The sequence below is a fragment of the Acidobacteriota bacterium genome (genome assembly GCA_026393755.1).
GTDB lineage: Bacteria > Acidobacteriota > Vicinamibacteria > Vicinamibacterales > JAKQTR01 > JBAXOX01.
Genome location: JAPKZO010000021.1, coordinates 1 through 19,219 on the forward strand (window position 1 = coordinate 1; position 19,219 = coordinate 19,219).

The 19,219-nt window shown below is 64.8% G+C and carries 17 protein-coding genes and 1 tRNA gene; 7 read left to right on the plus strand and 11 right to left on the minus strand.

Annotation, left to right across the window (positions count from 1 at the left end):
- Nucleotides 1-183: 183 nt before the first annotated feature.
- Together NTV05_07820 and NTV05_07825 are read right to left on the minus strand one after the other, a co-directional pair.
- Nucleotides 184-2,568: a PAS domain S-box protein gene (locus NTV05_07820; GenBank protein ID MCX6544309.1), complete on the minus strand. Its 2,385-nt coding sequence runs from the start codon at nt 2,566-2,568 to the stop codon at nt 184-186.
- A gap of 316 nt (nt 2,569-2,884) precedes the next feature.
- Nucleotides 2,885-3,511 carry a hypothetical protein gene (locus tag NTV05_07825; protein MCX6544310.1) on the minus strand — a complete coding sequence of 209 codons (627 nt, stop codon included), beginning with the start codon at nt 3,509-3,511 and terminating at the stop codon, nt 2,885-2,887.
- A 72-nt stretch (nt 3,512-3,583) separates the two neighbouring features.
- Between NTV05_07825 and NTV05_07830 the strand changes: the two genes are divergently transcribed.
- Nucleotides 3,584-3,790: a hypothetical protein gene (locus NTV05_07830; GenBank protein MCX6544311.1), complete on the plus strand. Its 207-nt coding sequence runs from the start codon at nt 3,584-3,586 to the stop codon at nt 3,788-3,790.
- A 115-nt stretch (nt 3,791-3,905) separates the two neighbouring features.
- Here the strand turns inward: NTV05_07830 and NTV05_07835 are convergent, their stop codons facing one another.
- Nucleotides 3,906-4,490, minus strand: a complete 585-nt coding sequence (locus NTV05_07835; protein ID MCX6544312.1) for a hypothetical protein — start codon at nt 4,488-4,490, stop codon at nt 3,906-3,908.
- 235 nt (nt 4,491-4,725) lie between these two features.
- Here NTV05_07835 and NTV05_07840 point away from each other — a divergent pair, with 235 nt between their 5' ends.
- From NTV05_07840 to NTV05_07850, 3 genes are all read left to right on the plus strand, one after another.
- Complete coding sequence (locus NTV05_07840; protein MCX6544313.1) at nt 4,726-5,772, plus strand: peptidylprolyl isomerase; 1,047 nt, start codon at nt 4,726-4,728, stop codon at nt 5,770-5,772.
- A 75-nt stretch (nt 5,773-5,847) separates the two neighbouring features.
- A complete protein-coding gene (locus NTV05_07845) occupies nt 5,848-6,099 on the plus strand; it encodes a YfhL family 4Fe-4S dicluster ferredoxin (protein ID MCX6544314.1) in 252 nt (83 codons plus the stop codon).
- A gap of 133 nt (nt 6,100-6,232) precedes the next feature.
- Nucleotides 6,233-7,123 (plus strand): DUF3108 domain-containing protein, encoded by an 891-nt coding sequence (locus NTV05_07850; protein ID MCX6544315.1) that lies wholly within the window; start codon nt 6,233-6,235, stop codon nt 7,121-7,123.
- Here the strand turns inward: NTV05_07850 and NTV05_07855 are convergent.
- Entirely contained in the window at nt 7,092-8,135 is a 1,044-nt protein-coding gene (locus NTV05_07855) for a glycosyltransferase family 2 protein (GenBank protein ID MCX6544316.1), read from the minus strand. The genes NTV05_07850 and NTV05_07855 overlap by 32 nt on opposite strands.
- Nucleotides 8,132-9,124 carry a lysylphosphatidylglycerol synthase transmembrane domain-containing protein gene (locus NTV05_07860; GenBank protein ID MCX6544317.1) on the minus strand — a complete coding sequence of 331 codons (993 nt, stop codon included), beginning with the start codon at nt 9,122-9,124 and terminating at the stop codon, nt 8,132-8,134. The genes NTV05_07855 and NTV05_07860 overlap by 4 nt, the downstream gene beginning before the upstream one ends.
- 197 nt (nt 9,125-9,321) lie before the next feature.
- On the opposite strand from NTV05_07860, the gene NTV05_07865 reads away from it, so the two are divergent.
- Entirely contained in the window at nt 9,322-10,920 is a 1,599-nt protein-coding gene (locus tag NTV05_07865) for a B12-binding domain-containing radical SAM protein (GenBank protein ID MCX6544318.1), read from the plus strand.
- 165 nt (nt 10,921-11,085) lie between these two features.
- Here the strand turns inward: NTV05_07865 and NTV05_07870 are convergent.
- From NTV05_07870 to der, 3 genes are all read right to left on the minus strand, one after another.
- Nucleotides 11,086-11,162, minus strand: a tRNA-Pro gene (locus NTV05_07870).
- Between the two features lie 23 nt (nt 11,163-11,185).
- Complete coding sequence (locus NTV05_07875; GenBank protein ID MCX6544319.1) at nt 11,186-11,782, minus strand: MerR family transcriptional regulator; 597 nt, start codon at nt 11,780-11,782, stop codon at nt 11,186-11,188.
- 105 nt (nt 11,783-11,887) lie between these two features.
- Complete coding sequence (gene der / locus NTV05_07880) at nt 11,888-13,294, minus strand: ribosome biogenesis GTPase Der (GenBank protein MCX6544320.1); 1,407 nt, start codon at nt 13,292-13,294, stop codon at nt 11,888-11,890.
- Between the two features lie 170 nt (nt 13,295-13,464).
- Between der and NTV05_07885 the strand changes: the two genes are divergently transcribed.
- Complete coding sequence (locus NTV05_07885; GenBank protein ID MCX6544321.1) at nt 13,465-13,734, plus strand: integration host factor subunit beta; 270 nt, start codon at nt 13,465-13,467, stop codon at nt 13,732-13,734.
- 33 nt (nt 13,735-13,767) lie between these two features.
- The gene (locus NTV05_07890) at nt 13,768-14,673 is read left to right on the plus strand and encodes a site-2 protease family protein (protein MCX6544322.1); all 906 of its coding nucleotides are present in this window, start codon (nt 13,768-13,770) and stop codon (nt 14,671-14,673) included.
- 7 nt (nt 14,674-14,680) lie between these two features.
- On the opposite strand, the gene priA is transcribed toward NTV05_07890, so the two are convergent.
- The 3 genes from priA to coaBC are packed head-to-tail and all read right to left on the minus strand — an operon-like array spanning nt 14,681 to nt 19,212.
- Nucleotides 14,681-17,197: a primosomal protein N' gene (priA, locus tag NTV05_07895; GenBank protein MCX6544323.1), complete on the minus strand. Its 2,517-nt coding sequence runs from the start codon at nt 17,195-17,197 to the stop codon at nt 14,681-14,683.
- A gap of 6 nt (nt 17,198-17,203) precedes the next feature.
- Nucleotides 17,204-17,965: a uracil-DNA glycosylase gene (locus NTV05_07900; GenBank protein ID MCX6544324.1), complete on the minus strand. Its 762-nt coding sequence runs from the start codon at nt 17,963-17,965 to the stop codon at nt 17,204-17,206.
- A 35-nt stretch (nt 17,966-18,000) separates the two neighbouring features.
- On the minus strand, nt 18,001-19,212 hold the full coding sequence (gene coaBC, locus NTV05_07905; GenBank protein MCX6544325.1) for a bifunctional phosphopantothenoylcysteine decarboxylase/phosphopantothenate--cysteine ligase CoaBC: 1,212 nt from the start codon (nt 19,210-19,212) through the stop codon (nt 18,001-18,003).
- Nucleotides 19,213-19,219 lie beyond the last annotated feature (7 nt).

The following is a 19,219-nucleotide window of genomic DNA, read 5'->3' on the forward strand; positions in this document are numbered from 1 at the left end:
ATACGCACAATATAGGGCTACCAACCCGATCTGTCAAGCCATATTTAGTGACTACATTATGCGCCCACAAAACCTACGGAAAGATACAGGTTTCGGCCAGAAAGTATGCAATCAGTTACTGTCGACAGCGCGGAACTTCAGACTAACGGACCAACCCGCGAAGCGGCCATCGACAAGTCAGATCTATCCGGCGTCCAGCGCTTCCCTGACCTTGGCAGCCAAACTGTCGATACCGAACGGTTTCTGGATGAAATGCAGGCCTTCATCCAGCACGCCATGCTGGGCGATGACATCGGTGGTGTAACCCGACATGAACAGGCACTTAACCAGAGGAAGAACCGACAGCAGGCTCGTGGCCAGCGCCCGGCCGTCCATCTCTGGCATCACGACATCGGTCATCAACAGATGAATCTTGCCGGCGTGCTCCCTGGCCAGACGGAGGGCTTCCCCCGGCCCGCTGGCCGCCAACACGGTGTACCCCCGCTCTTCAAGCATCCTTCGGGTCAGGGTCAGGAAGGACAGCTCGTCCTCCACGAGCAGGATCGTCTCGTCGCCGCGCAGCATCGTTGTTGCCGCGCCTTCGGGCCGCGCCTTCTCATCTTCTCCCACATGGCGGGGCAGGTAGACCGTGAAGGTCGTTCCCAGATTCAACTCGCTGTTGACGTCAATGTAACCCGAGTTCTGCTTGACGATGCCGTAGACCGTCGCCAATCCCAGACCGGTGCCTTTGCCCATCACTTTGGTCGTGAAGAACGGCTCGAAGACGTGGGCCACCGTTTCGGGAGTCATGCCCGAGCCATCGTCGCCGACCGCGAGCCGCACATACTCCCCTGGCACGCAGCCCGTGTGCGAGGCGCAGTAGCCTTCGTCGAGCGTGCTGTTGCCCGTTTCGAGAGTCATCTTGCCGACGCCCGAGATGGCGTCTCGGGCGTTGACGCACAGGTTGGCCAGGATCTGATCGATCTGCGACGGGTCCACCTTGACGAGCCACAGGTCCTCACCCGGCTGCCACTTGAGGTCGATGTTCTCTCCGATGAGCCGCTGCAGCATCCTGAGCATGCCCGCCACCGTGTCGTTCAGGTGCAGGACTTTGGGTGCGACGGCCTGTTTGCGGGCAAAGGCGAGCAGTTGGCGAGTCAGGTCGGCAGAGCGCATCGTCGCGTTGCGGATTTCCTCGAGGTCGACATGGAGCGACAAGGCCGGATCCACCTGCTCGAGCGCCAACTCGGTATGTCCCAGGATCACGCCCAGCATGTTGTTGAAGTCGTGCGCCACGCCGCCCGCCAGGCGGCCGATCGATTCCATCTTCTGGGCCTGCTGGAGCTGGGTCTGGAGTGTCGCCTGTTCCTCCTCGGCCCGCCTGGGTGCGGTGATGTCGCGCATGATGGTAGAAATGAACTTCGGTTCTCCAGTCGAGTTCCTGTGAAGCACCAGCACCTGGGAAACAGGTATTTCACTTCCATTCCGATGCAGCAACACGTTCTCGTTCCGCCATGTTCCGCCCCTGAAGATGGCAGGGATACCCTCTTCTTCAATCAGTTTCGCGGCCCAAGCCGGATGCATGTCCCCGATCTTCATATGAGAGAGGTCCGCATCGTCGGGCAACCCCACCATGTGCTTCGCGGCCCGGTTGTGATACTGGAGGTTCCCCTGCACGTCGGCGACTCCGATGAAATCCGGGGATTCCTCGATGATGGCCAGCAGCCGCGCCTTCTCCTCCTCGCGCGACGTGCGCTCGGTGATGTCTGCCAGTGCCCCGATCACGTAGTCGGCCTTCCCCGTACTGTCGCGCCTGATGTAGGCGTGGTCATAGGTGTTGGCCCAGGTTCCATCGATGCGACGAAAACGGTATTCGCACTTCCAGACGTCGGCCGGCCCGTTCACGGCGGCGTCGAAACTGGAGAGCGTCCGATCGCGATCATCTGGATGAACGTGATCGATCCACCACAGCCACGGATCCTCATTCTCGGAAGGTCTGCCGAAGGCCTCCACATACGACGTGTTGAAGCGAGCGGTGCCGTCCCGGAAATTGATGTCCCACATCCCGTCGTTCGTGGCATTGACCGCCAGACGGTACTGTTCATCGCTTTCCCGTTGCGCCTGCTCCGCCCGCTTGCGCTCGGTGATGTCCCTGACGACATGCACCACTCCGATGTACCGGCGATGAGCGTCAAGTCTCGGTATGGCTCGAACTTCCAGATACCGGTTCAGATGGGGTTCAAACACTTCAGAGACTATCTCTTCCAGTGTTTCGGCACACCGGCAACTCGGACACCCGGCGGGCGGCTTCTCTGTACCGTGATAACACGCGAAGCACTTCGAGTCTGTGAGCCTGCCCGATAGTGGCAGACTCAGCATTCGACGCGCACTCCTGTTGGCATGGATGATGTTGAACTGACCATCATGAACGGTCACCATGTCCGTCAGATTGTCGAAGAGGCCTTCCCATTCGGCACTGGGAGGCAGGCGGGCGTCGTCTCCACCGTCCCGTTTATTGGCGTCGGGCGCCGCCAGCCCGCGATCGAGCGAACCGTCGGCGTCGTCAGGTCGGCGATCGTCGGTGCTCATTGCGTCCACCCTTCTTGCCCGCCGTCAGTTGCTGGAGTGACGGCGATCACCAACCCATTGCCTGGAACCCGGGAACCGTCGCGCACCGGTCTTAACCTTCGGCGCGAGATTTCATGCGTTCGGGATCATGGGTTCGAAACTGGTGACGTCAACCCGGCTCCATCTGCAACCGCTCGATCGACCACCTTGCGTGGCGACACCAGACGAGGTCGGCCCGCACACGTGGAGGGGGACTCTGCAGGGAACAGGCAGAGTATCCCACCGGCCGCCGTGCTTCGCAAGGCCGAAGGAGAGCTCCCGAACCCGGAACCGCCAACTACGGATCCACCGGAGTAATGAGGGCGAGGACGTAGTGTGCCCCATCGGCGACGACTGGCAGGCGGGTAATGAGGGTTGCGACCTCGGTACCAGTCTTGTGTCGCATCGCCACCCGGTCGGCGTGACGGGCGACCGTTGGCGGGGTCGAGAACTGATGGTCGGGGTCCGCCGTGAAATTCGACGCCCTGACGCCGACCATTTCTCTCAGCGCGTACCCCGATAGTTCTACCAGAGCGCGATTGGCAGAGACGGTGACGCCGTCCTTGATGAGGCAGGCGGCTGTTGGCGTCGCGGTCATGATGTTCCACAACGCCGCGATCGCCGGGGGCAACGTGTCGTCCGACACGCCCAGGCTCTTGCAGTACCGATGCGCCTCCGCCTTGGAGATGAGCAGCCGCGACCCGAACCGGTTCTTCCGGCCGATGCGAATCGCCTTAATCTGACCCGCGGCAATCTCGTCGCGAATGAACTTCGCCGAACAACCCACGCGTTTGGCCAGCTCAGCGGTCGTAACTATTGGCACGCTTGACACTCTCGCATCGAGGCGCGCGCCCGTCAAGCCCGTCTGTCGCCTGTCTGTCGCCTTGTGCGACACACTGAGCGCACCGAGCGCACCTGCCATCATTACCCCATTGTCCGCCCCGCGCACGCATGCGACCGTGTTCCGATATTTCCTGAGATCCATTGAGGAAGAACAGTGCCCGATACGCGGCTCTCTCCAGAGGACATCAAGTGGTTGAGGGGGCTCGTCCCGATTTGCGCGTCGTGTAAGAAGATCCGCGACCAGAACGGTGACTGGAAGGACACCGGCACCCATATCACGGCCGACACCGGCGGGGCATTTTCTCAAGGCCTCTGCCCGGAATGTCTGAAGACGCTGTATCCGGAGTTCGCAAACGACTGAGCACGCGCGGGGGCTCAGCGCGTCGTCGAAGATGAGCACCGCACGACGCACGCGCAAGCCGAGGCGGGGCTGCACCTGCGGGCGCAGACCGGTGCGGCATCCGCCCGTTTAGAGCTTATTCGTCGCTCTGTTTGTCCCCCGATTCGTCGGCCAGCTTGACGTCCTCGGGCAGGCTCGTGGCGAAATCATCGAACGGATCAGATGCCGCGGCGTCCACCGCCGCGTCGTCCACGTCGAACACGCGGTTCCCGCCGCGCACTTTGATCGGCCCCTTTGGCGCGTTCTCCGGCCGCCCCTTTGATTGCGACGTTCTCTTGCCTTTTGGTGGTGCGGGAGGACCAAAATTGCGCTCTCGCCGGGGCGCGCCGTCGCTGCCGCCAAACGCGGGCGGCCCACCCGGTCGCGGGCTGAAGCCAGACGACGAACCCATCGGGGGACGCGGTCCCCGCTCTTCTCTGGGTCGGGCTTCGCTCACCGACAAGGTCCGCCCCATGAACGGCTGGCCGTTCAGCTGGCGAATGACCTCGGTGGCCGCGGCCAGATCCGCGTAGTCCACGAACGCGAATCCGCGAGGGCGGCCTGTTTCGCGATCCATCGGGAGAACGACGGACAGCGGTGGCGCGACGCTGGTGACATGGGCCCGAACATCGGCCTCTGTCGCGCTGTAAGGGAGATTTCCAAGAAACAACCGGACTGACACGCTGTTATTTCACCTCGTGTTGACGCGGCGATATGCCGCTGGTTGGCGCGATATGTGACTGCTCTGGCGGATCGAAAAGATGGGACGTCAAGGCTTTGGTGCGTGTACCGGCTTTGACTGTAGCAAACCTCCCGCCTTCGACGCAACAGCGAAACACCAGCCCCATCTCCGCGCCTTGCGTATCGGCAGACGGTCTGGTACCGTGGGATCCGTTTTTGTCTTTCAGGGAGTTACCGTGAAGAGAAGCCTGGTCGTCCTCGCCGTTCTTGCTCTGTCTGCCACCGCCGCCTGCGGAAAGAAGGAGGCGGCCAAGCCGGCAGCCGCTCCCGCCGCCACGCCAGCCGCCGCGACCGCGCCCGCCGCTGTACCAGCGGGCGCCCCCAAGCCGGTTCCCGCTCAATTGCCAGACGTGCTCGCCAGGGTCAACGGCGAGAATGTCACACGAACAGAGCTGGAAATGGCCGTGCGGACGCTCGAACAGCGGGCCCAGAGCGCCGTGCCGCCCGAACAGCGGGACGCCGTGTACCGCCAGGTACTCGATCGCATCATCGGGTTCCACCTGCTCGCCCAGGAGGCCCATGCGCGGAAACTGGTGGCCGCGCCGTGGGAATTGGACAAGCAGTTGGGGGATCTCAAGAAGCAGTTTCCCAACGAAGCCGCGTTCAACCAGATGCTCCAGTCTCGAGGCGTGACCGCCGAGCAGTTGCGCAAGGAGACGGAGGACACGCTGGTCGTGAATCAGATGCTGCAAAAAGAGATCGAGCCGCAGGTCAAGGTGCAGGACGGCGATCTCAAGACGTTCTACGATCAGAACAAGCCCCGCTTCCACGAGCCGGAGTCGGTGCACGCCAGCCATATCCTGATCCGCGCCGAAGAACAGGCCGACGGCGCCACCAAGGCCCGGGCCAAGGCGCAGGCGGCCGATCTTCTGTCGCAGATCAAGAAGGGCGCCAAACTTGCCGATCTTGCCAAGAAGTTCTCCCAGGATCCCGGCTCCGCGCAGAACGGCGGCGATCTCGGCTTCTTCGCCCGCGGCCAGATGGTCGCCCCGTTCGATCAGGCGGTCTTCGCCCTGAAGCCGGGCCAGATGAGCGGCGTGGTCGAGACCCCGTTCGGCTATCACATCATTCAGTCGCACGAGACCAAACCCGCGCGCGACGTCGGGTTCGACGAAGTGAAGGAACAGATTCGCGAGTACCTCGCCACTCAGCAGCGGGAACAGAAGAGCCAGGTGTTCGTGGATCAGCTGAAGGCCAAGGGCAAGATTACTGTGCTGATCTAGAATCGAAATTTGCTATTCTGTAAGTGACAACGTCGTGTCGTGCCCATCGTGGCACTGATCTGGAGGAAACCGGTTATGTCGATGTTCATCAATGAAGCCGATTGCATCAGTTGCGGCGCCTGCGAGCCCGAGTGTCCGAATGAGGCAATCACCCAGGCGGAATCTGTGTACGTTATCGCCGTCGACAAGTGCACCGAGTGCGTGGGCGCCCACGAGACCGCCAAGTGCGTCGAAGTCTGCCCGGTGGACGGCTGCGTCGTCACGGACCCCAACCACGTTGAGTCGCGTGGCGACCTCGAAGCGAAGTACGCCCGGCTCCACGGCTAGGCGTTCGTCGCAGTCCGCACCGCTGGATGGTGACCGGGGGACCCGCGGGTCCCCCGTCCTGTGTACGCCGACAGATCGCTCCCGGAGTGATTATCGCGGGGAGCGGCTGGTTGTGTATGATCGGGTGACACCCATGGCCCACATCCACATTTCACGTCGCCTCGCGGCCTTCATCATTCTGTGCGTGGTTGCACTCGCCAGCCTCAGCGCAGCCGCTCCGGACGTCACGCAGACCAAACCAGGCACCCGGGTCGGCGCGAGGCCCCAGGGAACACAATCCCCCAGGCGCCAGCCGGCAAAGACCACGGCCGTCCCGGTCCGGGCGCCGAAGATCGAGCGGCCCGTGCCATTCGCCGCGGGAGAGACGCTGTCGTACGACATCTCGTGGTCGATGGGCTATCTCACCGCCGGCACCGCGACACTGCGGGTGATCGACAAGCATCCTTCCTACGGATCGCTGGCGTACTACATCGTCGGTGAGGGCAGTCCGACGCCGATGCTGGCGAAGTTGTACGCCCTGTACTACAAGGCCGATTCGCTGCTCGACGCCTACACCCTCACGTCCCAGCGCGGTTCCGTCTACAGCAACGAGAACGGCAGAACGCGGATGAAGTCGCTGCGATTCAACCCCGACGGCAGGACGGCACTCTTCGAGATGCAGACCTCCACCAACATGAAGAAGGACATCGCGGTGCCCGCGCAGTCGCAGGATGCGCTGTCTGCCCTCTTCGCGTTGCGCGCGATGCCGCTTGCGCCGGGAACGACCATCAAGATGCCGGTCTGCATCAGCGACGTCGTCTACTACATGTCCGCGACGGTTGGCGCCAGAGAGAGCGTGAAGACGGGCCTCGGCACGCAGTCCGCGCTGAGGATCACGCCGATGGTGACTGATGCCGCGGGCAAGTCGGTCAGCCGCCCGCTGTCGCTCTGGCTCTCCGACGACGCGAAAAAGGTACCGCTCCGGTTGCAGGCGGATCTGGCTGTTGGCAGCTTCAACCTGGTCCTGAGAGAAGCGAAGTTCTAGCACTCCACGGCCAGCGTCCGCCGGTTGCCAGATTCACGACAGCTCCGGACCCCCAGCACAGGTGGATCGTCGCGAACGCCGCCATCAGAGACGGCAGCAGTCTCCACTTCCCCGCTTTCCTGGCCGCATCGGCGCCCGCCAGCGCGAGCACAGCCACGTAGATCGCCAGCAGGCCCGCCAGACCCATGCGTGCGACCTGCGACACGGCGGCCAGCAGGCTGAGCCCAATCAATGCGGCGACAAAAGCGGCGGGCACGGCCTGCCGCCATCTGAGCGATGCGGGATGCTGCCTCAACATCGCCACTTTCCACCAGCCATACCGGAAGTACTGCCGCGCCAGCGCGCCGAACGTGGCCCGTGCAAAGTACCTGGATCGGATGGCTGGGTCGAGGATGACGCGACGGCCGCTCGCGCGGACACGATAGTTGAATTCGTAGTCTTCGTTGGTCAGAAGATCTTCGTTGAGGCCGCCAAGCTCCGTCCACAGCGTCTTCCGGTAGCAGCCGAACGGCACCGTGTCGACCTCCTGCCGCGCCGTCGTCGCATGCGCAATCCGGTACGCGGCATCCCCTGCCCCGGCCGGATGCGAACCCGCGCGCGCGATCGCCTCGGCAACCAGTGTGTCCGCTCCAGGCGCCACCTGCCATACGCCGCCGACCACGCCGGCTTCGACCCGCTCCTCGAGGGCCGAAACGGCCAGAGCGATGTACTTGGGATCAGGAATGCAGTGGCCGTCGAGCCTGACGATCACATCTCCGGTGGCTCGACCGACACCCGCATTGACCGCAGCCGGAATCGACGCCTTCACCACCGGCACGACACGCAGCGTGAGATCCGGATGATCGCGACAGTACGCGGCCACCACGTCCGCCGTCCCATCCGAAGAACTGTCGACGATGAGAATTTCACTCGCGCCGTACGTCTGCTGCCGGATCGCGTCGAGCAGACTCGTGATGTGCGTCGCCTCGTTCCGGCTCGGCACCACGACCGAGACGCGACTGGCGTTTGTCATCGCCGCTTGCCTCGAATCATCGCCAGCACGTCGGGACCGATCGTCGCGTCGCGCGCGATTCTGGCCAGCAGCCACGCGCCGAGGAGGAGTTTCGGGCCGTAGGCGATCACATACAGCACCATCGAATAGGCCGCCGCCGTCGTGCGGTCCACGGAATAGAGGCCGAGCGCGAGCACGGTCAGGTACTGAAACACGCCGAGGTTGCCCGGCGTCGAGACCGGCGCGCTGCCCACCTGCAGCACCAGCAGCACCAGCAGCGCGGCCACGGGAGGAATGGCCAGGTGGAACGCTCTGAACAGCAGGTAGTTGGTGAACGCGGAGAGCACCAGTATTACCACCGAGAGGACGAGCGCCGGGCCCAGCGTTCGGACATCACGCAACCGCACCACTTCCCCGACTGCCGCCACGCCACGGCGCGCAAACCGCGCCACGCCCTGGTGCGTGAGGGTTTCCACTTTCGCCCGGAGGAATGCCGACACGCGCGCACCCGCCAGCAGCGCCGCCACGCCGAGACCAGCGGCGATCATGCCCGCGATGGTGATGATGCGGATGGAGCCTGCAAGCCAGGGAGGGAGCGTGATCTGCAACGCGAGCCATGCGGCGGCAAGCGCGACGACGCCCGTGTCCATCAGGCGCTCGGCCACGACGGTCACGAAGGTGTGTTCGAGCGTCTGGCCCCGTGTCTTGTAGACCAGGAGCACCCGCACGAGTTCGCCGACGCGGATGGGCAGCGCGATGTTGACCGCCTGCCCGACAACCTGCGCCCGGAAGAGCACACCCAGACGCGGGGCCCCGCCGCTCTGCCGCCCGAACAGCACTTGCCAGCGCACGGTCACCAGCGCCAGCGACAGGCCGATCGAGGCGAGTGCGGCGGTCGTCCACCATGGTTCGGCCTGCCGGATCGACGCGACGAGCGCCGCGGGCGATTCGCCCCTGAACGCCAGCCACAGCGTGACCAGCCCGATGATCGATCCGACAACAACGCGCATCGGTGGAAGTCTAACCTACGCCGGGCGAATGCAACCAACAGAACAGCAGGGACTTGTGTCCACCGAAGCGCTGCGCGAACGCGGGACCTCCGGCCTTGAGTGCTCGGCCCCCTCTTCGGCAGCGCGTCTCATCGGGCGTGATGGAGCCCTTTCGGCCTTCAGCGGACTCGACAAGGCGTGATATCCTGTTCGAATCGATGCACAGTCTACTCATCTCGCCGCGGTTCCCGCCTACCTTCTGGTCGTACGAAGCGATTCTCAAGCTGGTCGGCAAGAAGGCGTTGATGCCTCCGCTTGGTTTGATTACGGTCGCGGCACTGCTGCCCGGCGACTGGGAATGCCGCGTCGTAGACTGCAACGTCCGTCCCGTCACCGACGCGGAGTGGGCCTGGGCCGACATCGTGCTGCTGTCGGGCATGATCGTCCAGAAGCCGCACATGCTCGAACTGGTCGGCGAGGCGAAACGCCGCCATAAGCCGGTCGTGGTCGGCGGGCCGTATGCGACCGCGCTCCCGGACGAATTGCGCAAGGCCGGGGCCGACTTCCTCGTGCTCGACGAGGCCGAGTTGACGCTGCAGCCGTTTCTTGAAGCCCTGGCGCGGGGCGCCACAGGCGGCACCTTCACCGCAAACGGCGCGAAGCCTGACGTCACCACCACGCCGGCTCCCCGCTTCGAGCTGCTGGAACTGGCCGCCTACGACTCGATGTCCATCCAGTTCTCCCGAGGATGTCCCTTCCTGTGCGAGTTCTGCGACATCATTGTCTTGTACGGCCGGCGCCCGCGGACCAAGAAGCCCGCCCAAATGCTTGCAGAGATGGATCTGCTGTACCAAATCGGCTGGCGAGGCACGATCTTCATCGTGGACGACAACTTCGTCGGCAACCGCCAGGCGGCCAAGGAGATGCTGCGCGAATTGGTGAACTGGCAGAGCGCGCACGGCTTCCCGTTCCGTCTCGACACGGAGGCGTCAATCGATCTCGCCCAGGACGCGGAGCTGCTCGATCTCATGGTGGCGAGCGGCTTCGGGTCGGTCTTCGTCGGCATCGAGACGCCGGACGCCGAGAGCCTGCAACGCACGCTCAAGCATCAGAATCTCCGCCAGCCGCTCGATGAGGCGGTCGAAGCCATCACCGGATCCGGCATCCGCGTGATGGCCGGGTTCATCATCGGATTCGACGGCGAGGCGACGGGCGCCGGAGCACGCATCGAGGAGTTCGCGGAACGCAACTCGATTCCGACGGCATTCGTCTCCATGCTGCAGGCGCTGCCCGGAACGGCCCTGTGGGATCGACTGAGTCGCGAGGGCCGACTTCGTGCGACCACGACGGCCTCCGGCAACCAGACGTTTCTGACCAACTTCGCGCCGACGCGGCCGATCTCGCAGGTCGCCCGGGAGTTCGTGGAGGCGTTTGAGAGGCTCTACGAACCGCGGGCGTACCTCGATCGCACGTGGCGGTACTTCCTCGCCCTGGGCGCGAAGCGGCGCGTGGCGCCGCCTGTTCGAACCGCCGCGACGCCGTTCCGGGATGTGCTGCGGTCGGCGCCAGCCCTCATCCGCATTTTCTGGCGCCAGGGTCTCGCCCGCAACACGCGCTGGAGGTTCTGGCATCACCTGGTGAGCATTGCCCGTCACAATTCGGGTGCGCTGAGCGACTACGTCACGACGTGCGCACTGAGCGAGCACTTCCTCGTATTCAGGCAACTGGTACGTCGCGATCTCGACGCGCAGTTGATGAAGATGTGCGCGTCAGAGGTGTCGCCAGCCCCTTCATCGCAGGTCGTCGTCGCTCCCTGACGTCACCCGCGGAAGGACGGCGCGATCTGCCGTGGGCAGGCCCCGGTCGAGTACTTCCTCAGGCCCTTACTCGGAAAGAGGCGCGGCATCCTGCCGGCCGTACAGAGGAAAGGCGGTAGGACCTGCCAGGCGATTTCCTGTTGGTCACCTACCGCCTCAAGAAACTGGTCGGGATGACTGGATTCGAACCAGCGACCCTCTGAACCCCATTCAGATGCGCTACCAGGCTGCGCTACATCCCGACGTCAACCGTTCTCAATACGCGTCACGCCTTTCGGCGGGCCGCTTTGCCCTTTTCTCCTTCGATCGCGACCGGCGTCTTCACGGCCGACGCATTCCCGGCCGGCGACGTCCAGGCCGGCGTCTTCGCTGCCGGCGCGCTCCCGGTCCGAACCGTCTCAGCAGGCGCCTTCCGGCCACTCGCGACTTCAGCGTCGATCCCGAGCAGCGTCGGCTGTCCAGCGCCTGTCGCTTTCCGCGGCTTCACCGCATGAACCAGCTGACCGCCCAGCATCTCCAGCAACGAGCGCAACTCGCCTTTGATCCCATCCAGCCTTCGCCTGGCGTCAGCCACCAGAATCACCGGCTTCTGATCATCGGTCGTCACGGCGTCGCCGTCAAGTCTGCGCCGGGCGCCCGCCAGGGTCAGCCCTTCCCCATACACGAGCTGCTTGATCCGGAGCACGCGCTCGACGTCGTCCCGCCGGTAGACGCGCGGCGTGCCCGGAGATCGCGCAAAGCCCAGCGTCGGAAATTCCGACTCCCACGACCTCAGCACATACGGCTGCACGCTCGCGATCTCGCACACGTCGGCTGCCTTGAACAGCTCCCGATCCGGAATCTCGGCGATCGTCTCAGCCACGGTCCCCACTGACGGTTTCAATGAAAAAAGTATACCACGCCGGTTGCGACGCCACCCGCCCTGGCGCGCGGCCCGTCCTGCACCCCTGAGTCGCCGCCAGCCCCCTCAGCGCTTCCGCGACCGCGCCCTCACCTGAATCCGGACCGTCGTGCCCACGTACCCGAACGCCTCGCGCAGCTTGTTCACCAGAAACCGCTCATACGAGAAGTGAAACGTTGTCGCAATGTTGGTGAAGAACACAAACGTCGGCGGCGCGATGCCTACCTGTGTCGCGTAGAGGATCCGCACGGCGCGACGCCCCTTGACCACCGGAGGATTGGCGGCGGAAATCATTTCGACAAACCGGTTCAACTCGCCGGTCGGCACGCGCTTGCGCCGCGCTTCGGCCACCCGGTCGATGGTTTCGAGCAACTTGGGAAGGCGCTCGCCGGTGACGGCCGAAATGTGCAACAACGGCGCGTACTCAAGGAACTTCAGCTTCCGCTTGAGTTCGTCGTCGAACACCGCGCCCGCATCGGGCCCCTTGTCCTTCATCAAATCCCACTTGTTGACCGCGACGATCAACCCGCGTCCCGCCTTGTCCGCCTCGCCCGCAATCGTGCCGTCCTGATCGGTGGGCCCTTCGACCGCATCGAGCAGGAGCACGACGACGTCGGCGCTCACAATGGCGCGTCGCGACTGCAGCACGCTCACAGCCTCGACCGCGCCGGCCCCCGCGACCTTGCCTGAACGTCTGATTCCGGCGGTATCAACAATTCGGAACCGCCGCTGTCTCCAGCTCAGCACGACGTCCACGGCGTCACGCGTGGTCCCTGCCATTTCACTGACGAGCATGCGCTCCTCGCGCAGCAACCGGTTGACCAACGACGACTTGCCGACGTTCGGCCGGCCGACAATCGCGATGGCTGTTTCAATCTGTTCGTCGGCGAGGTCCCGCTCCACGTCCATATCCGATGCCTTGGCCTCCCCTGCGGCCGGCGCGGGATGTCGGGGCGTTTCTCCGCCAGGGTGACACGCGTGCGCGACAATCTGATCGAGCAGATCGCCAATGCCGTGGCCGTGCTCGGCCGAAATTTCGACAACGGGCTCGAACCCGAGCGCGTAGAACTCCAGACCGCCAGCCTTCGCCCTGTTGACGTCGCACTTGTTCAGCACGAGAACGACCGGCTTCCCGGACGATCTGAGCGCCGCGGCGATCTCCTCGTCCGCCAGCATCTTGCCGTCGGTCGCATCCACGACGAACAGCACGAGATCGGCTCCCGCAATCGCCCGGTGACCGCCAGGCGCAACCAGTGCCCGGAGCGGGTCGGCGCTGGCGCCGAACAACCCGCCAGTGTCGCAGAGTTGGAAGGTCGCGCCCTGCCACGAGACAGGCATCGCGATGACGTCCCGGGTCGTGCCGGCAATCGGCGCGACGATGGCGCGCCGGCGACCCGCCAAGCGGTTGAACAGAGTCGACTTCCCGACGTTCGGGCGACCCACCAGGACGACGGACGGGAGCGGCCGTGGCACGTGCTGTGTAATCCTTTCGCGAGGCAGGCCGATCATAGCGCGAAAGCGTCACCGGCCGAATCAATTCAAAGCCAAACCAGGCCGAGTGCCAGGCCGAACCAATTCCTTGACAGGCTAAGTCTATGTTTCTATGATAGTTAGCAATTGTTCAGAGAGGGAGCGCAGTCGGCATGATTAAGGTGGACATCGTCGACGAGGTCGCTCGCGCGGCAAACATCACCAAGGTCAAGGCCGAAATGGCCGTTGACGCGGTGTTTGACACGATGCGGATCTCGATGCAGCGAGGCGAGCGGATAGAGCTTCGCGGGTTCGGTGTCTTCCAGGTTAAGCCCCGCAAGCGCGGTATCGGCCGTAACCCACGGACCGGTAAGGAAGTGCGGATTCCTCCGGGCCGCACGATCCGATTCAAACCCGGGAAAGAGCTTCAGGCGCTCGGCTAGCCGGGGCCTGGCTTCCAGACCCTCGAGCCATTCGTGTCCGATTTGCAGCCCAGACCCGATCGCAAGTGGTTGAACGCGTTGCTGCTGGCAGCCACGCTCGGGACCACCACGCTCGCCGGTGCGTGCCACTGGCTCTCGTTTGAAGCGGATTTTCAGGCGAGTGCCTCCCCATTGACGGTTGGGGCCGTCGCGAATGGCCTGTGGTACTCGCTGACGATCCTCGCGATTCTCGGCGCGCACGAACTGGGGCACTACCTGGCCTGTCGCTACTACGGCATCAGCGCGTCGCTCCCCTATTTCCTGCCCATTCCATTTCCGCTGACCGGGACCGCCGGCGCCTTCATTCGGATTCGTGAGCCCATCACCACGAAGCGGGCGCTCTTTGACATCGGGATTGCCGGTCCCCTGGCCGGGTTTGTCGTCGCCGTCCCGGCCCTCGTCATTGGCATGATGCTGTCCCGTGTGGTGGCGCTGCCGTCGGATTTTGTGGGGATGTCGCTCGGAGAACCGCTCCTGTTCAAGGCGGTAAGCTGGCTGGTCTGGGGCACGCCTCCGGAAACGATGTCGATCAACATGCACCCGATGGCCTTCGCGGCGTGGTTCGGCCTGCTGGCGACGGCGCTCAACCTGATTCCGATTGGTCAGTTCGATGGCGGACACATCGCGTACGCGGTGCTCGGACGGCATGCGCACAAGGTCACGATCGCGGCAGTGCTGTTCGCGATCGGCCTGAGTCTCTACTCGGCGTCGTGGGTCGTGTGGACGTTACTGGCGATCGGACTGCTGTTCGCGTTTGGCTGGCGCCATCCGTCGGTGTGGGACGAAACCGAACCGCTCGATTCCTCGAGGCGGTGGCTCGCGCTCCTGGCGCTGGTCATCCTCGTGCTCTGCTTCACCCCGGCTCCCATCGAGCCGCTCGATCTGATTCAACCAAAGTAGGGGGGAGTCAGAGCACGCTCAGCGGGTCGACGTCGACCGTGGTCTTGCGCCGAAGATCGGGGCGCGCATCGAGCGCCCGCTGCACGGCCTCACGCATCGCCCGGCGCGCGGCCGGTGCGCCCTTGACGAAGAACTGCGCCCGATGCTCTCCCTTGAGCCGCGCCAGCGGCGCGGGGGCCGGCCCCAGCACGGTAAACGCCGAACCCGGCGCCGAGGCGGCACCGACGCGCGCCACCAGATCGGCGGCATCGGCGCTGGCTTTCGCATACGACGGCCCGCGCACCACCGCGTTGATCAGCGCGACCACCGGCGGATACCGCATCGCCCGGCGAAATTGCAGCTCGTCCTTGAAGAACGCGCCAAAATCCTGCCGGCACGCATGACGGATGCTGTAATGGTCCGGGTAGATCGTCTGAATGATCGCATCGCCCGAGATTTCGCCCCGCCCGGCGCGACCTACGACCTGTGTCAACAACTGAAACGTCCGTTCCGAGGCGCGAAAGTCCGCCAGGCCGAGGCCGACGTCGGCCGAGATCACGCCCACCAGTGTCACGCGCGGGAAGTCGTGCCCCTTCGCGATCATCTGCGTGCCGACCAGTACGTCGATCTGCCCCCTGCCGAACCGATCGAGCAGGTCCGGAATCGCCCCGCGATGCCTGACGCTGTCGCGGTCGAGTCGCGCCACGCGTGCTTCGGGAAACGCCGCGCGCACATCCGCCTCGACCCGTTCGGTGCCGAACCCAAGCTGCTCGAGAAACGGGCCACCGCACGCCGGGCAGATCCGAGGCACCCGCGTTGAATAGTTGCAGTAGTGGCACGCCGCACCGCTCCGGCCGTGCACCACGAGCGAGACGCTGCAGTTGGGGCACTCCACCGTCCCGCCGCATTGCCGGCAGAACACGGACGTGGAATAACCCCTCCGATTCAGCAGCAGCAGCACCTGTTCCTTGCGGCTCAGCCTGCCGGCGATCGCTTCACTGAGCGCGCGGCTCAGAATGACGCCGGGGCCCACCTCGGCGAACTCGTCACGCATGTTGATGGTGCGTACGGCAGCCAACGGCCGGTTCAGGACGCGTCGTTCGAGCGGAATCAGTTCGTACCGGCCACGCGACGCGTGCTGAAACGACTCCATCGACGGCGTCGCCGACCCCAGCACCACCAGAGCGCCTTCCTGTTGACCGCGGACGATGGCCAGATCACGACCGTTGTATCGCGGCGAGTCCTGCTGCTTGTAAGAGCCGTCGTGCTCTTCGTCGACGACGATCAATCCGACTGACGACAACGGGGCGAAGATGGCCGAGCGCGTGCCGACGACCACGTCGATCTCGTTGCGGCGAATACGCTGCCATTGGTCGTGGCGTTCACCATCCGACAGCCCGCTGTGCTGGATCGCCACGCGGTCACCGAACCGCCGCCGGAACGCCAGAGCGGTGGCCGGCGTCAGCGCAATTTCCGGTACCAGTACGAGCGTCCGTCGCCCGGCGCGCAGCACGTGCTCCGCCAGGCGCAGGTAGAGTTCTGTCTTGCCGCTGCCGGTGACACCGTGTACGAGCGCGACCCGGAAGGCCGGCGGTGCACACAGGGCGGTCAGTCGCTCGAGCGCCGACTCCTGTTCAGTCGTCAGTTGGCGATCTGGCGCCTCGGCCGCCGCCAGTCCGTCGCCACGTCCCCATGGCCCTTCAAACGGATCGCGATCGAGGGGCACGCGGTGAATCGTGACAAGTCCTCTGGCTGCCAGGCGCCTCAGGCCGTCCGACGCCAGATGTCGATCGGCCAGCGCCGAGGTCGGCAACCCGTCCGGCGCCGACGCCAGCGCGCGCAGCGCTTCCTGCTGCCTGGGACCGAGGCCGGCGACCGGCGCCCCCGCCAACAGGCCGCGCGCGATTTCGAGCCCCTGGACCGTCGCGCGCACCACGCGGGTCGTCTTGTAGGCCTGCCGCTCCCCTTCCAGCACCTGGGCCGCCGAGATGAGACCCGCATGCTCGAGCGACCGGACCAGCGCGTTCATCGGCACCCGCGCATGGCCGCCGAGATCCTTTGCGAGGCGGCTGCGAAGCGACGACACTGGAAGCCCTCGTCCTCCAACCAGCAGGCGAAGCGCGGCATGCTGCAGCGCGGACGCTCCACTGCCATCCGTCTCGTCGAGGCGCCGAAGGCCCGCGTCGGTCAGCGTCACGATTCGGCGGCTTTCCACCCACGCCATCGGAGGAACGGCCGCCGCGATGGCCTCGCCAGGTCCGCACGCGTAGTACTCCGACACCCACAAGGCCAGTCGGACGACCGACCCCGGCAGAAACGCGTCCTCATCCAGCACGTCGATGATGTCGCGAACTGCTCCGCTCCGCCCGCGCTCGTCGCCGTCGTCCGCCGACTCGACCGAGACCACACATCCAGTGATCGTCCTGGTGCCCAACGGCGCCAGGACGCGGCTGCCGATGGCGGGCGCATCCAGTTCTGGAGGAACGCGGTACGTGAGGAGGCCGACTGCAGGAACCGGAACCGCCACCGAGGCAAGACGCAGCATCGGCGGCTACGCCTGCGTCCCGGTGGTGTCGCCGCGCAGCAACGCGCGCACCTTCTTCATGTCATCCCACACGTCGCGCTTCCTGTCCGGGCTGCGAAGCAGGTACGCGGGGTGAAACGTGGCGATCAGCGCCGCGTCGCCGTACTTGTAGAAGCGGCCGCGCAGTTTCGAGATCGGCTCGGCCGTTCGCAAAAGCGTGCGGGCGGCAAATGTACCGAGCGCGACAATGACCTTCGGCTTGATGATCTGCACCTGCCGAAAGAGGAACGGCTCGCAGGTGTCGACCTCATCGGGTTCCGGATTTCTGTTCTCCGGCGGGCGGCACTTGATCACGTTCGCGATGTACACCTGATCTCGCGTCAACTCGATGGCCTCAATAATCTTCGTGAGCAACTGTCCTGCCCTGCCTACGAACGGAATGCCCTGCAGATCTTCGTCGTGCCCCGGAGCCTCGCCGACAAACATCAAGTCCGCGTTCGGATTCCCGACGCCAAACACCACCTGCGAACGTCCAAGCCGGTGCAGTTTGCATCGGGTGCAATCGCCGATGTCGGCACGGAGCATCTCGAGCGTTTCCACGCTCTCGCCTCCCGTCCCGCCCGATTCTCCCAATCCGCCGTCGCCTGGCTCCGGCTCCCCGCTGCGTGGCACGGCGGAAAGCCCCGCGCGACGACGCCAGGCGGGGTCGCGAGACGCCCCCGCCACTCCCAGTTCTCCGAAGAACTTCAGATGCTCGCTAAGCTGGGCCCTGTCATCGGTCTCGCTCATATCTGATCGACGTCCATTCCGTTCAAGGCCTGCGGTTACGCCACGCCGGGATTCCCGAGCCGGCTTTCGATCCGATCGAGAATCAGCCCGGCAATAGAGACCTTCGACTGGATGGGCAGCGGCTCGTTCGAATCCGGTCCAATCAAGGTGACAATGTTGGTGTCGGATTCGAATCCGGCTCCTTCCTGCAGGACGTCGTTGGCCACGATCAGATCGGCACCTTTTGCGGCGCGCTTGCGTTCGGCCCGTTCCACCGTGTCCCGGGTCTCGGCGGCGAACCCCACGATCACGGGCCGTTGGCCGCCGTGCGCCTTTCGCCACCGACCGATCTCGGCGAGGATGTCCGGCGTCCGCGTCAGCCTGACAGTGAGCGACTCGCTGGTCTTGGCGATTTTGTGGGCCTCCTGGTGTGCGGGCCGATAGTCGGCGACTGCCGCCGCCATCACGACCACATCGGCCTCCGGCAGGCGCGCCATCACGGCGTCCCGCATCTCGTCCGCGCTGCGCACGCGGACCAGCTCCGAGACATCCGGGGGTGGCACCACTGTCGGACCCGCCACCAGGGTGACGTCGGCGCCGCGCCGCGCGGCCTCGGCAGCGATGGCAAATCCCATCTTTCCGCTCGATCGATTGCCGAGGAACCTTACCGGGTCCAGATCCTCGAACGTCGGCCCTGCCGTCACGAGGATCCTGCGCCCGTCGAGCGTGCGACGCGGTTCCAGGATCCGCATCGCGGCCTCGACGATGGTCGCCGGTTCGGCGAGACGGCCTTTGCCGGTCCAGCCACACGCCAGGTACCCGGAATCGGGCTGGAGGACATGCACGCCGCGTTCGGCCAGCATCTTCAGGTTGGCCGAGGTCGCCGGATGTTCGAGCATGTGGGTGTTCATCGACGGCGCGACCAGCACCGGCGCGCGCGTCGCGAGATACAGCGTCGAGAGAAAATCGTCCGCGATGCCCGCGGCGAACTTGCCCAGAATGTTGGCAGTGGCCGGTGCGACGAGGAGCAGATCGATGGACGAGGCGAGCGCGATGTGCTCGATGTCCGCGTTGGCGCCCTTCTCCCATTGGGTCGTCACGACGCGCCGTTTCGTGATCGCCTCGAAGGTCACCGGGCCGACAAACCGCCGCGCGTTCCTCGTCATGATCGCCACGACGTCGTGGCCGCGCTTCTGGAGGCCCCTCGCCACGTCGATGGCTTTGTACGCCCCGATGCCGCCTGTCACGCCGAGTGCTATCAGAGCCATGAGGCAC

Bases quoted from the DNA above. Each gene is read 5' to 3' on its own strand.
- NTV05_07820 (MCX6544309.1), bottom strand. From the start codon at position 2,568: ATGAGCACCGACGATCGCCGACCTGACGACGCCGACGGTTCGCTCGAT.
- NTV05_07825 (MCX6544310.1), bottom strand. From the start codon at position 3,511: ATGATGGCAGGTGCGCTCGGTGCGCTCAGTGTGTCGCACAAGGCGACA.
- NTV05_07845 (MCX6544314.1), top strand. From the start codon at position 5,848: ATGTCGATGTTCATCAATGAAGCCGATTGCATCAGTTGCGGCGCCTGC.
- NTV05_07850 (MCX6544315.1), top strand. From the start codon at position 6,233: ATGGCCCACATCCACATTTCACGTCGCCTCGCGGCCTTCATCATTCTG.
- NTV05_07855 (MCX6544316.1), bottom strand. From the start codon at position 8,135: ATGACAAACGCCAGTCGCGTCTCGGTCGTGGTGCCGAGCCGGAACGAG.
- NTV05_07860 (MCX6544317.1), bottom strand. From the start codon at position 9,124: ATGCGCGTTGTTGTCGGATCGATCATCGGGCTGGTCACGCTGTGGCTG.
- NTV05_07865 (MCX6544318.1), top strand. From the start codon at position 9,322: ATGCACAGTCTACTCATCTCGCCGCGGTTCCCGCCTACCTTCTGGTCG.
- NTV05_07885 (MCX6544321.1), top strand. From the start codon at position 13,465: ATGATTAAGGTGGACATCGTCGACGAGGTCGCTCGCGCGGCAAACATC.
- priA (MCX6544323.1), bottom strand. From the start codon at position 17,197: ATGCTGCGTCTTGCCTCGGTGGCGGTTCCGGTTCCTGCAGTCGGCCTC.
- NTV05_07900 (MCX6544324.1), bottom strand. From the start codon at position 17,965: ATGAGCGAGACCGATGACAGGGCCCAGCTTAGCGAGCATCTGAAGTTC.
- coaBC (MCX6544325.1), bottom strand. From the start codon at position 19,212: ATGGCTCTGATAGCACTCGGCGTGACAGGCGGCATCGGGGCGTACAAA.